Origin of the sequence: Porphyromonas sp. COT-108 OH1349 (assembly GCF_000768755.1) — a bacterium.
Classification (GTDB): Bacteria; Bacteroidota; Bacteroidia; order Bacteroidales; family Porphyromonadaceae; genus Porphyromonas_A; species Porphyromonas_A canoris.
The window spans coordinates 38,607-52,838 of the sequence record NZ_JRAH01000019.1 but is presented as its reverse complement, the minus strand read 5'-3'; the positions used below and the strand labels follow the sequence as shown (position 1 = coordinate 52,838).

General features: G+C 46.9%; 7 protein-coding genes. All 7 read left to right on the top strand.

Annotated elements, in window-relative coordinates:
- The 7 genes from JT26_RS04275 (at nt 1) to purL (ending at nt 14,229) form a co-directional block, all read left to right on the top strand.
- Nucleotides 1-942: a hypothetical protein gene (locus JT26_RS04275; protein WP_152566987.1), complete on the top strand. Its 942-nt coding sequence runs from the start codon at nt 1-3 to the stop codon at nt 940-942.
- Between the two features lie 56 nt (nt 943-998).
- The gene (locus JT26_RS04270) at nt 999-1,625 is read left to right on the top strand and encodes a hypothetical protein (RefSeq protein WP_036846703.1); all 627 of its coding nucleotides are present in this window, start codon (nt 999-1,001) and stop codon (nt 1,623-1,625) included.
- A 234-nt stretch (nt 1,626-1,859) separates the two neighbouring features.
- A complete protein-coding gene (locus tag JT26_RS04260; protein ID WP_152566986.1) occupies nt 1,860-3,332 on the top strand; it encodes an SAM-dependent methyltransferase in 1,473 nt (490 codons plus the stop codon).
- Nucleotides 3,332-4,624 (top strand): DUF4105 domain-containing protein, encoded by a 1,293-nt coding sequence (locus tag JT26_RS04255; protein ID WP_081966382.1) that lies wholly within the window; start codon nt 3,332-3,334, stop codon nt 4,622-4,624. Before JT26_RS04260 ends, JT26_RS04255 begins: the two co-directional genes overlap by 1 nt.
- A gap of 12 nt (nt 4,625-4,636) precedes the next feature.
- The gene (locus tag JT26_RS04250) at nt 4,637-6,268 is read left to right on the top strand and encodes an alkaline phosphatase family protein (RefSeq protein WP_036846691.1); all 1,632 of its coding nucleotides are present in this window, start codon (nt 4,637-4,639) and stop codon (nt 6,266-6,268) included.
- 17 nt (nt 6,269-6,285) lie between these two features.
- On the top strand, nt 6,286-9,627 hold the full coding sequence (gene secA / locus JT26_RS04245) for a preprotein translocase subunit SecA (protein ID WP_036846685.1): 3,342 nt from the start codon (nt 6,286-6,288) through the stop codon (nt 9,625-9,627).
- Between the two features lie 906 nt (nt 9,628-10,533).
- Nucleotides 10,534-14,229 carry a phosphoribosylformylglycinamidine synthase gene (gene purL, locus JT26_RS04240; RefSeq protein WP_369794006.1) on the top strand — a complete coding sequence of 1,232 codons (3,696 nt, stop codon included), beginning with the start codon at nt 10,534-10,536 and terminating at the stop codon, nt 14,227-14,229.
- Nucleotides 14,230-14,232: the final 3 nt, after the last annotated feature.

The following is a 14,232-nucleotide window of genomic DNA, read 5'->3' as shown; positions in this document are numbered from 1 at the left end:
ATGATACATAGAATAACATACATTTTTATGCTCCTCCTTTTGGTTTCAAGCTGTGGCAAAAAGGCAGGAAACGGATCCGATAATGAGGGCGGAATAGATAGTGTAATGGTGTCTCACGATACGAAGGTTTCGGTACTGAAAGAGCTGTATTACTCTGAAGATATTACAACTCCTCCTACGGACAGAGTGTTGGAGATGAAAAATGCTCTCCTTTCCAATATGGACAAACTTATACCAACGGATGCAATCCATTGTCTTTACTTCTTGGAAGGGTGTGTCGAAGGAGAGCTGTTCTCTGTTTCTGAACGTGAAGCTTCTTTTCTTGAAGCCTATTCCAATGCAATGTATGATCAGAAAGAGAATGGAATAGCACCTCAAGACTCTATCTTGCAAAAGGAGAAGCATTACAAAGAGATGGGGCTGGAGATTGTCTATACCGGAGAAGGCAACTATGAGATCTCTGCCGGTGAGAAGTTCTATGAGGAGATCGTGAAACATCTGCCCGAAGAATACCGGGAGATTTGGTCTCTTTCATTGAAGTCGAGAACCTTTTTCAACGATGCCGGAGTGATGGTTCCATGGAAAGAACTTGGAGAACTTCTTGCAAAGTATGAAGCTTATGCCGCCGAAAATAAAGATCTCTTTGATGTGATTGTTTCCATGAGTAGAAGTTATGCTCTTGTTCAGGCCGCTTATATTTATGGTTTGGATAACAGCCCTATTACAGAATTTGAAAACAACGAACGGTTGAACTCCGAAGTGAAAGCAGAGTACGAACGCTTCGTCAGCAGCTATCCCGATAGTCCGACAGCGAGTTTGGTACGTATATTACTTGCCGAACCGAAAATCACGGAAGAGACTTTTGAAAAGGTGAAAAAGGCAAGACAGGAACTGACTTATCCTCTTCTTACCGCGGATATGATGCAGTACAGCCAAGAGTAGACGGCACTGCTTGTCGGACGAATAATCTGAATAATTTACTTTCAAACGATAATGGTATGAAGAAATTGACTTTTACACTATCACTTTTGCTCGTTCTGCTGACCGGCTGTTCCGGAGCAGGCAAAAAGAAGATCGAGCTACCTCCTCTTGAAGATGGACAGACAATCTGTCTTGAAAACGAAGACGTGCGTCTTTTGGATCATGAAACCGATAATACATTCTATATTATAGTACAATCCAAATACAAGGACGGAAAGAGTTTTGAGACTCCGGAGGGTACAATATTTGAGACCATCATGGGAAATTCTCTTGTCGTAAGTCAGGGAACAGGCAATATCCGAACTCTTTTGGTCTATAATCTTCAAACAGGAGAGGAGAAAGCAAGAATAGAAAATTTCTTTAGTGGAATTGCCCCTGTACCGGAAGGAGATTCGGCAATGACATTCTATATCTACAATGAAGATACTGCAGGGATGGCATGGGACGCTTCCTCGGAAGAGTGGGTACTGTATGGCGATCTTGAAGAGGGTATGCAGAATAGTACGATAGACGAGGCAAAACGCTCTTGTGAAGAACATCTATTCCCCGGTCTATGCATTGTTCCTCTACAAAAGCACCGAATGGATTTGGCTTCTTGGATCGTAACTCCGTTGAAAGAGTATCACTGGAGCTACTCGGAATAATCTTAAGAGTCTCTTTTATAGCTTTTATAATATCTCTCAAGCGTATTGGAATACCACTCCGATACGCTTGATTTTTTTTGATCAATGTGGTACTCCTCTCGCTTTGTCGATCTGTTTTGATGGATCTGATCCGTCACGAGCAAAAGAGGAGCAAGCATAACTTTAAGTCGGATAGGAGAAGAGAGACTGCGATGAATTGTAAAGTATCTGTATTCTCCTTGAAAATGTGTAACTTTGGCATCTAAAAAGAACAACAGAAGCAGAGACGGCATAGTGAACGAAATGGAACAAAAGCAGCAGCTCCCTGAGATATTTTGCTCAAGAGTCTGTTCTGTAACCGATGGCTTCGGGCAAGATAAAGGTCTTGCTCTTATTGAGGCTATTCTCCATAAACCTTCTCCTGTTTCCGTGAGACTGCATAGAAGCAAAGGTGTGGCTCTATCTTCTATGGGAGATATACGTAGAGTGCCGTGGTGTTCCGATAACGCTTTTTATCTTGAATCTCGTCCGGTCTTTACGGCAGACCCGTGGTGGCACTCCGGTGCGTACTATGTTCAGGAGGCCGGAAGCATGATGCTCAGCCGGTATATCGGACACATTGAGCCGGTTAGCGGTGTCGTGGTGGATCTTTGTGCCGCTCCGGGTGGGAAAAGCACTCTGCTTAGGGATGCGCTTCCTGCCGATACGCTACTTATCTCGAACGAGTGGGATGCTTCCCGTGTTCAGGTTCTGAAAGAAAACATGACCCGTCTCGGACATGAGAATGTAATCATCACTCATGGAAGTGTCCCAGCTTTGGCAGATTCGGGGATAGTGGCAGATGCAGTTGTCGTAGACGCTCCATGCAGTGGAGAAGGGATGTTTCGGAAAGAGCCGGAGAGTGTATCTCAATGGAGTCTGCAACTTATAGCTCACTGCTCGGAACTGCAACGAGAGATTTTGGATGCTGCCTGGAAGATGCTCAGAGAGGGTGGAGTGTTGATTTATAGTACTTGCACCTACAACAGGGAAGAGAATGAACAGATTCTCTCATACCTTTTATCCGAGTATGATGCCGAGGTTTTAGAGCCTTTTGAACCCCATTCGGCGAATGGAATCTTTACTTCCGGTGATGGCATTTATAGGGCTTTACCGTCTGAAACAGACTCTGAGGGATTCAGCATCTTTGCGGTTAGAAAATGTGGAGGAACAGAGCAAGACAACTCATTTTCTAAGGCTAAGAAAAGAGCAGCAACTTTTCGACACCCGAAAGCAGAAGTGGAAAAAGCGACATCCATACCATTGGAGATGATCTGGGAAGCAGCATCGGGAGAGATTTTTGCCCTGCCTTTGACTTCCGCCCCAATCCTTCAACAGCTTCATTCAAGAAGCAAAAGTCGGATCGTTCAAGCAGGAATACCTGTTGCGGAGTTCAAGGGTAAGGATCTTATCCCTCAGCACTCATGGGCACTGTCTTCTCGCTTGTCTCATCCTTATCCTATGGTAGATATAGGAGAGGAACAGGCATTGGACTATCTTAAAAGAGAGAATATCTCCGTAGATGCTCCTAAAGGAATGGTGCTTCTTACCTATAAAGGTCTTCCTTTGGGCTGGATAAAGCAGTTGGGTAATCGTGCCAACTCTCTTCTGCCAAAAGGGATGGCTATTTTTAATAAGTCTCTGCAACCGGAAGCTTGGAAGTGGAGCAATTTTTTAGTAAAGCTGTAATGAAGAGTATCATAATGCAATATCCGGGCGTTGATGCAAGGTGGAGAGTGTGGCTCTTGGCTGTATTTTTTCTGCTTTTGCTCTCTTTCCCCTCTTTGGTGAAAGCGCAGACAGAGGAGACTATGGGTGAAGAACTCCCTGCCATACCGAGGTATGAGATTTCTGTGATCACTGTATCTCCAAGTCCGGAAGCTCCTTATACACTCTACGGACACACTGCGGTAAGAGTGATAGACCATATTGCCGGAACGGATGCGGTGTATAACTACGGTGTCTTTGACTTCAATGACCCCAATTTTACGCTCAACTTCATTCAGGGGAAGCCGGAATATTGGGTGGATAAAAGGAGTTATGGCGATTTTTTCTACGAATATACCTACTTCAACAGAGGCTTTGGTCAGCAGATCTTGAACCTTACAGATGCTGAGGCAGAACTTATTGTGGCAGCTTTGGAAGAGAATATCTTGCCTGAAAATTGCCGGTATCTCTACAACTTCATTTTTGATAACTGTGCCAATAGACCCATGATGCTGTTCGAGTCAGTATTGGGAAAGATAGAGCTGGTTCCATTAAAAAATAATGGAACCTTTAGAGAGTGGATAGAGGAGTGTACTAAAAATAACCCTTGGCAGATTTTTGGGATCAATCTTGCACTTGGTGCAGGTACGGATAGTTACCCTGATACTTTAGCAGATCGCTTTTTGCCGGTAATGGTAGAAGAAACTCTTAGAAACGGGAGGTGGATGGATCGTGGAGAGAAACCTCTTATCGTTCGGGAGGAAGTCCTTTTTACTCCCGATCCATTGTTTCAAAATGCCACCCCGAAGACGTGGACAGATATCGTTACACCCACTGCTCTCTTCTCTTTGCTGTTGCTTCTGCATCTTGTTATTCTTGTGGTAAGCTATCGTAAAAACTCTTTTACGGTGGTGAAAAGTGTAGAAACTCTCTTGCTTATCGTTGCCGGTATAGCTGGTTGTGTTATTTGGTATATCTCTTTGTTATCAAATCATCCGTTTACTTTTCCCAACTACAATATGCTTCTGTTGCATCCGTTCCATTTTATAACCGTTTGGATGATTTGGAAAAAGGATAACGGCTCACAACTTGTTCGGAGGTGGACTATTCTCCTTGCCGGTCTCATCCTTCTCTGCATACTTATCACTCTCCTCCTTAGAGTACAATCTCTATCCGTTCCCATATATTTATTGGCATTTCTGTTGCTTTTGTGCTACTCTCACAGAGAATTGGCACAGAATATGCGGAGACTATACAAGAAAGCTAAAGCATAGATTACTCCCGGAATGAAGAAAGCAATAGTCCCTCTCATAGCCTTTTTGACGCTTTGTCAGGCACAGGCACAAGTCTCGCTGCCTCGCTTAGTTGTCTGGCTTACAGTAGAAGATCTCCGAACAGATTATTTGGAAACTCTTCTACCGGAAATGCGTGAGGATGGTTTGACAAAGCTGATCAAAGGAGGGGTCTATTACCAACAGCTGAAGTCTCCCCTTGCTGAAAGCAATGTCTTAAGTGCTATGGCTATGCTTCAGACCGGGCATACTCCGGCGGATCATCACATAACACATCGCTATCCGACTACTATTGTCGGCAACGGAAGAGAGCGTAGCAGATCTGTCTTTTACGACGATAAATATATCGGATATGCAACCAATGACAAACTCTCGCCATTGGCTCTGAATGTCTCCACGCTTGGGGATAAACTGAAAGAGAATTGGAGTGGAAAGAGTCTTGTCTATGCTGTCGGCATTCAGCCGGAAGAAGCACTTGTAATGGGCGGGAGGCGAGCAGATGCTTCCTATTGGCTGGATGGCAATTCCGGGAAATGGGCTTCCACAACCTACTATAAACCGGGCTCTCATACGGTGCAGAATGCCGTAGATCGGTACAATAACGGAACATCATCCCTGAATAGCAGGCTTTCCGGACTCAAATGGGAGTTGCTCTACAACGCTTATCCCACAACGTACAGGCATCTTCCGGCGAAGAATAAGAGTGGAGAGGTCAAGCTCGCTGTTGGCTTCGGATCGGATGTAGATGCTGTTAGGAGGTTCAAAGCATCTCCCATGATCAATGAGGAGATTGCAATGCTGACCAATGTTATACTGCGAAGTAGTGAATTGGGAGCAGATGAAATTCCCGATCTTCTCAATATCCAACTTTCCGTTGCACACGATTACGAAGACAATCCTCTCCTTGCCACACAGGACGCATACTTCCGATTGGATAAGGCGGTTGCCGACATCCTAAGGGCGGTCGAGTATAAGCTGGGTTACCATAAAGATCAGGTGGTTTATATGCTTTCGGGTACCGGAGTGGCAAGAGACAGAGAGAGCCTCAGACATTCCGTAGGAACATTCTTCATAGACCGCTGCAAGACACTTCTTAACCTCTATCTCAATCCGAAGTATGGGCGTGCAGATTGGGTTTTGGATGTATCCGACAGGGGAGAAGTTTATCTTAATCTGCAAGCGGCAAAGCAGTACAATGTTTCAGTAAAAGATTTGGAAGAAGATGCCGCAGACTTTTTGAGAGAGTTTTCGGGCATTAAAGATGTCGTTACATCCACTCAGATAAAAAACGGACAGCTCTCTTCCCGTCAATCTTATCTCTATCACCACTCCGTATCAAAGAACAGACCGCAGCTGTTATACTCCCTTTTGCAAGGATGGGCATGCGGTACGGAAAATGGCAGACAGCGCAATGCGTCGGATCACGAAAGGGTTACAGCCGTTGCCTCTCCGCTCATTTTAGTATGGAGAGATATTAAGAAACCGGAGGTTATAGGCGATGCCATTTCTACCCTGTCCGTCTCTTCTGTTTTGGCTTATGTGCTCCGCATAAGACCTCCGAATGCCGAACCGGACATTCCCAAGCAGATACCACTATTATTACACACGAACAAAAAAGAAAAATAACAAAAACATAATATTCAATGGCACTGGTAAACATATTGTCCAAGATATTCGGCAACAAAGCACAACGGGACAGAAAAGAGATAGAGCCCTATGTAAAGCAGATTCTTGAAGCACACAAGGGGATGGAGAAGCTATCCCATGATGAGCTGCGAGCCATTTCGCAGGAGATGATGAACGATCTGCAAGCACATGTGGCAGCAGAAAGAGCAGAGATAGAAGCTCTTAAAGCAAAGATCGAGGAGCTTGAAATAGATGCTCGGAAAGAGGCATGGGAAAAGGTGGATAAGATTAACGATACCATCCTGTCCAAGCTGGAAGATAAGCTTAATGAGCTTCTTCCCAAAGCTTTTGCCCTCATGAAAGAGACAGCAACTCGCTTTACACGCAATGAAGAGATTGTTGTAACGGCAACCGATTTTGATAGAGATCTTGCCGTATCGCACGATTTTATTCGCATAGAAGGAGACAAAGCAATCTATCTGAACCGCTGGATCGCCGGTGGAAACGAGATTGTCTGGGACATGATTCACTACGATGTGCAGCTCTTTGGCGGTGTCGTTCTTCATAAAGGTAAGATTGCCGAGATGGCTACGGGGGAAGGAAAGACACTTGTAGCTACCTTGCCGGTCTTCTTGAATGCGCTTACCCACAACGGGGTGCACGTTGTTACCGTGAACGATTACCTCTCCAAGCGTGACTCGGAGTGGATGGGGCCTTTGTATATGTTCCACGGACTTTCGGTGGACTGTATCGACAAGCATGAGCCTAACTCTGCCGCCAGAAAGCGTGCCTATAACTGCGACATCACATTTGGTACCAATAACGAGTTTGGTTTCGACTATTTGAGAGATAACATGGCTTCTTCGCCTGACGACTTGGTGCAACGCATGCACAACTACGCTATTGTCGACGAGGTGGACTCTGTTCTCATCGACGATGCACGTACTCCTCTCATCATCTCCGGACCGATAGAGTCTTCCGGCGATAAGCTCTTTGAAGAGTACAGAGGTTTTGTGGAAGCTATTGTCGAAGCACAAAAGAAGTTGGCATCAGAGCTTTTGTTGGAAGCAAAACAGAAGATCAAGAGCGAAGACAAGAAAGAACAGGAAGAGGGCTTCCTACTGCTTTATCGCAGCTTTAAGGCACTTCCGAGAAACAAACCTCTCATCAAGTTCCTTAGCGAAGAGGGCATGAAGGCGGGCATGATCAAGACCGAAGAGTTTTACATGCAGGACAACAACCGTCAGATGTATATCGTTACCGATCCGCTTTACTTTGTTATAGACGAGAAGAACAGCCAGATAGACCTTACCGACAAGGGGTTGGATTTCCTTGCAAAGCTTACGGGTGATGCGCAGTTCTTCGTCCTTCCGGATATTGCATCGCAGATGTCGGAACTGGAAAACCTTGCCTTGACGGAAGAGGAAAAGAGTCAGAGAAAAGACGAACTGCTATCCAACTTCTCCGTGCAGGGTGAAAGAGTGCACACCCTGAACCAGTTGATGAAAGCATACACCCTGTTCGAGAAAGACGATCAATACGTCGTGATGGAGAACAAAGTACTTATCGTGGACGAGCAGACAGGGCGTATCATGGATGGCCGTCGCTACTCGGACGGTCTTCATCAGGCGATAGAAGCCAAAGAGCGAGTGCGTGTAGAGTCTGCATCACAGACTATGGCGACTATCACTCTTCAAAACTACTTCCGTATGTATAAGAAGCTGGCGGGTATGACCGGTACGGCAGAGACGGAAGCAGCAGAGTTTTGGGACATCTACAAGCTGGATGTGGTGGTGATACCAACCAATAGACCCATCCTCCGAAACGATATGAACGACCGTGTTTACAAGACCGATCGTGCCAAGTATAACGCTGTGATAGAAGAGATCGTAGGGCTTGTGGATAAGGGTCGTCCCGTACTTGTGGGTACGACATCGGTAGAAATCTCCGAGCTTCTCAGCCGTATGCTCACGCTTCGTAAGATTCAGCACAATGTTCTCAACGCCAAGCTGCACCAAAAAGAAGCGGAAATCGTTGCACTTGCAGGGCAGAAAGGTACCGTAACCATCGCTACCAACATGGCGGGTCGTGGTACCGACATCAAGCTCTCACCCGAAGTAAAAGCTGCCGGAGGTCTGGCCATCATCGGTACGGAAAGGCATGAGAGTCGTCGTGTAGACCGTCAGCTCAGAGGACGTGCAGGTCGTCAGGGAGACCCCGGCTCATCTATCTTCTTCGTTTCATTGCAAGACAAGCTCATGCGTCTGTTTGCATCCGAGCGTTTGGCTCCGATGATGGACAAGCTCGGCTTCGGTGAAGATGATGTATTGGAGAGTGGTTACCTTTCCAAAGCTGTGGAAAACGCACAGAAGAAGGTCGAAGAGAACAACTTCGGTATCCGTAAACACCTTTTGGAATACGATGATGTGAAGAACTCTCAACGTAAGGTGATCTACACCCGAAGACATCACGCACTTTTGGGAGAGCGTATCACTCTGGACGTGATGAACACCATAAACCAGTGTGCCGACGCTATTGGCGAGCAGTTTGCCGGTAGCGGACGTTACGAAGACTTCACTGTGGAGGTGCTTCGAGTGTTTGCCATCCAAAGTCCTATCACGGAAGAGCAGTTCAAGAAAGCCTCTCCGCTCGAGATCGGAGACTATCTGACAGATGCCGCATTGGAGGCTCTTAAGAGAAGATCGGAGAAGATAAAGTCCGATACCTACCCTGTTATTCATCGTGTATTCGAGGAACAGGGACACGCCATACGCACTGTTCACGTACCTATATCGGATGGAAAGAGCGTGTATAACGTGCCTGTCGATCTTGCGGAAGCAGATTCCACACAATGTCAGGCTATCGTTAAGGCATTCCAAAAGACCATTCTGCTCTATACGATAGACGAGGCTTGGAAAGAACACTTGCGTGAAATGGATGAGCTCCAACGTGCCGTAAGAAACGCATCGTACGAGAATAAAGATCCTCTTGTCATCTTCAAAGTGGAGGCATACGAGCTTTTCAAGACCATGGTAGAGGATATGAACAAGAAAGCCACTGCCATCATCATGCGTGGTAAGCTGCCTATCCCTCCGCAGGAAGAGGGACAGCCGGAGGGTGCAGCCGCACTGAGACAAGCTCCGGATAGAGATATGCCGAAGCCTCGCACCCGCTACACCGAGCACAAAGATGATGTACAGCAGGCGCAGGATGCCCAAAGAGAAGCCGGAATGGCAGCATCTGCGGCAGGACGTGAACGTGTTCAACCTTATGTCGCACCGGAGCGTATCGGTCGCAACGATCCTTGTCCTTGCGGTAGTGGTAAGAAGTTCAAACAGTGCCACGGACGCAACTTGTAATCGTTTAAGCAACGATACAGCTTCCCCGGCTAAGGGATGCTTGAAATCCATAAAGCGGAAGCCCGATATTTCAGATCGGGCTTCCGCTTTTTTATATCCTTTTCGCTACTTTTTCGGGAGCAAAACAGAGAGGCTTTCCAATCCTCATTTTTATATATTCCATCCCGAAAAATGCTCACTTTTTTTCGGCTCTCTATTTTGATCGGAGGGGTCGTTTTCAGAGGGGTACCAAATTTGTTAAATCAGTCCGTTTTATTAACACAAATTTCGATACCTGTTAAGCAAAAACGGTAAAGGAGCATATTGTTTCGGCTTAACGTGTTTAATTTTTCAGTAAACACGTTTACCGATTTCATTTAATACGTTTACCGGATTCGATTAAAGTGTTTAGCCAGAATCATTAAATCGCTAACAATCAGCTATCTATGCATTTTCACCCTAAAATGCACCTAAAAAGGCAGATTTCTTTATTAGGAAACGTTCACAGAAGTGGGCGTTAAAATTCACACCAATTAACGCGAAAAAGCCCCATGAAACGGACTGAGAAAAAAATTTTCCCGAATTCGAGCTGATTTGTAATGATCTTATTGTGAGCTGGTTACTCTCTCAATCTTCTTTTTTCTCCGTTTCTTCGAGAGAAAACAGACCCTTTTGGGGAGAAATCTCAGAGCTTCGTTTTTATATAAAAGTACCTCTCGTGAGTGGGAGATTTCAGGGTGAAAAAGGGAGACTTTTGGGTAAAAGCCGGAAGATAATCTTATCAAAATCATCCTGCCGTTACGGGATAGAATCCTCTTTGAACAACACCATGCAAATCGGCTAAAAATTGCTATTTTTGTCTCTTACTTAATATATGTGGCAGGGAATGCTCCTTCCGCTTTTAATCTTTACGTTATAAACGACATGATTCTATCCTTTTTTCGCCATCCTGAGGGGGATGTTTATGCGCTCAGACACCGAGACGCTTTCAGTGCCGAACAGATATCAGGCCTCGAATGGCTGTTCGGAGGTGCCAAGTATTTGCAGGAAAAGTCGGTTGCCGGACCCTTTATAGGACCAAGACCGGAGCTTATCACCCCTTGGAGCACGAATGCAATAGAGGTGCTTCAGAACATGAACCTTTCGGGCGTCGATCGTATAGAGCGATTCACTCCGGGCGCAAAAGACTTTGATCCTCTTTTGAGCAGCTGCTATGAAAGATTGGATGAGGAGCTGTTCCGTGTGGATTGCGAGCCTGAACCGATACACTACATCGAAGACATCGAGGCTTATAACGAACAGGAGGGGCTGGCTTTGAGCGAAGAGGAGATCGTCTATCTTAAAGGCGTTGTAGAGCAGCTTGGCAGACCGTTATCAGATTCCGAGCTGTTCGGATTCTCACAAGTCAATTCCGAGCATTGCCGTCACAAAATATTCGGAGGTCGTTTCGTGGTGGATGGCGAAGAGAAAGAGATGTCTCTCTTTTCCATGATAAAGGAGACCTCGAAGCAGAATCCAAACAATCTTGTCTCTGCTTACAAAGACAACGTAGCATTCAACCGTGGCCCGAAAGCCATGCAGTTTGCTCCCGAAAAAGCGGATCGCGCTTCTCTTTTCAAGACTAAAGAGATAGAGACCGTACTTTCTCTCAAGGCAGAGACACACAATTTCCCTACAACCGTAGAGCCTTTCAATGGTGCGGCAACAGGGTCGGGAGGAGAGATTAGAGACCGTCTTGCCGGAGGGCGTGCCAGTCTTCCGCTTGCAGGAACAGCGGTCTACATGACCTCTTATACCCGTCATCCGCAGAGCCGTCACGGTTGGGAAAAGAATATAGCAGAGCGTAAGTGGCTTTATCATAGCCCTTCACATATTTTGAGCAGAGCATCGGACGGAGCTTCCGACTTTGGAAACAAGTTCGGACAGCCGCTTATCTGCGGATCCGTTCTCACCTTCGAGCATGAAGAGCAAGGGCAACCCTCTTATGGTTATGACAAAGTGATCATGCTCGCCGGAGGTATCGGCTTTGCCAATAAACGCGATGCCCTCAAGGGAGAACCGAAGCCGGGCGAGAGCGTTGTGGTGATGGGCGGAGACAACTATCGTGTCGGTATGGGCGGTGGAGCGGTATCCAGCGTGGACACCGGACACTATGTCGGAGCCATCGAACTGAATGCAGTGCAACGCTCCAATCCCGAAATGCAAAAGCGTGTAGCCAATGTCGTGCGTGCAATGGCAGAGGCAGACTCCAATCCTATAGTATCTATCCACGACCATGGAGCCGGCGGACACCTCAACTGTCTATCCGAACTGGTCGAACAGACCGGAGGTAAAATCAACGTGGACAGGCTTCCCGTTGGAGATCCTACACTTTCGGCGAAAGAGATCATCGGTAATGAGAGTCAGGAACGTATGGGTCTTTTGGTCGGCAAGGAGGATATAGCAGAGATGAAGAAGATAGCAGAGCGCGAGCGTGCTCCTTTCTATGTCGTGGGCGAAACGACCAATGACATGGCATTCATCTTTGAAAAGGATAATGGCGAACGCCCTATCGACCTGATGCTTGAACATATGTTCGGCTCTGCACCCAAGACCGTGATGACGGATAACAGCGTAGAGCGCAAGTATGCCAACGCTTCTTACGATGAGAAGAAGTTCATGGAGTATCTGCCGGAAGTATTGGCGATGGAAGCGGTAGGATGTAAAGACTTCCTTACAAATAAAGTGGACCGCTCGGTTTCGGGTAAAGTGGCTATGCAACAGTGTGTGGGCGAGCTACAGTTGCCGTTGGCGGATCTCGGAGCCATGGCTATCGACTTCAAAGGAAAGGCAGGAGTGGCAACATCAATAGGTCATGCACCTCAAGTGGCACTTATCGACTCTCGAAAAGGCTCTGAAATGGCTATCGCCGAAGCCTTGACCAACATCGTGGGAGCACCTCTAAGGGACGGGCTCTCCTCTATCTCTCTTTCTGCCAACTGGATGTGGCCCTGCAAGCATCCGGGAGAAGATGCACGCTTATACAATGCGGTGGAGGCTTGTGCCGAGTTGGCAATAGATTTGGGCATCAATATCCCTACCGGTAAGGACTCTCTCTCCATGACCCAAAAGTATCCCGACGGCAAGCAGGTACTCTCTCCGGGAACGGTTATTATCTCTGCCGCAGGAGAGGTGTCGGATGTAAGAAAGATAGTCTCTCCGGTTATACAAAATGGTAAGAAGGACTCCTCCATACTCTATATAGACTTCTCGTTTGCTCCGTTGGCATTGGGCGGCTCTGCTTTCTATCAGTCGCTGAACGCTCTTGGTACGGATGCACCGGAAGTGGGATCTGCAGAATATTTTGCAGATGCCTTTGAAGCAGTGCAGTCGCTCGTGAAAAAAGGTCTCATAGATGCCATTCACGATATTTCTGCAGGTGGTATCGTTACAACATTACTGGAGATGTTGTTTGCCAATAGCAAGGGCGGGCTTAAGGTTAATCTCACTCAGCCCGAAGGATGCGATGCCATAACCAGACTGTTTGCCGAGAATCCGGGTGTCGTTGTACAGGTCTCGGATTTTGCGAAAGTGGCTTCGATCCTGGACGAAGCAGGTGTGGCATACGAAAAGATAGGCTCTCTGATAGAAGATAGAAAGCTCGAAATCTCTGTCGGTAAGGCATTCTCTGCTTCAATTCCTGTGGATGAGATGCGAGCTGCATGGTTTGCACCATCGTTCAGTATGGAAACACTTCAAAGTTCTAAGGCGGAAGCCGAGTCGAGAGCACGCAATCTGGGCTTCCAACCATTGAAATATAAGTCCGGTTCAAACTTTAAGGGAACATTCGATAGCCTCGGTATCGTTCCGGACAGAGAGAATAAAGCTTCCGGCATACGTGCTGCCATCGTGAGAGATAAAGGTACCAACGGAGAGCGGGAGATGGCTTATGCCCTCTACACTGCCGGCTTCGACGTCAAAGATATACACATGACAGATCTCACCTCAGGATGTGAAACGCTGGAAGATATAGACTTTCTCGTGTTCTGCGGAGGCTTCTCCAACTCGGATGTGTTCGGTTCGGCTAAAGGTTGGGCGGCAGGATTTCTTCATAATCCGCTTGCAAAAAAAGCTCTTGATGCCTTCTATGCCAGAGAAAATACCCTTAGTCTGGGTATCTGTAACGGCTGTCAGCTGATGGCGGAACTGGGTGTACTTTATCCGTCTCATACGGAAAAGCACCGGATGGAGCACAATCGCTCCGGACGTTTTGAGTCTTCATTCGTGAGCGTAGACATTCCGGCGAATAAGAGTGTTATGTTCGGCTCTCTCTCCGGCAGCTCTATCCCCGTCTGGGTAGCACATGGAGAGGGACGTTTTGCCCTGCCTCTGCCGGTGAGCGAATACAACGTGGTGGCACAGTACAGCTATGCCGAGTATCCCGGTAACCCTAACGGTTCGGATCATAATATCGCTGCGCTGGCGTCTCCATGCGGAAGACACCTCGCGATGATGCCTCACCCCGAAAGATGTGTCTTCCCTTGGCAAGCGGCGGACTACATTGGCGAAGGGTATGGAGCAGATGTAACGCCTTGGATGGAAGCATTTGTCAATGCTTACAACTGGATCAAGGAGAGAAAGTAGAGA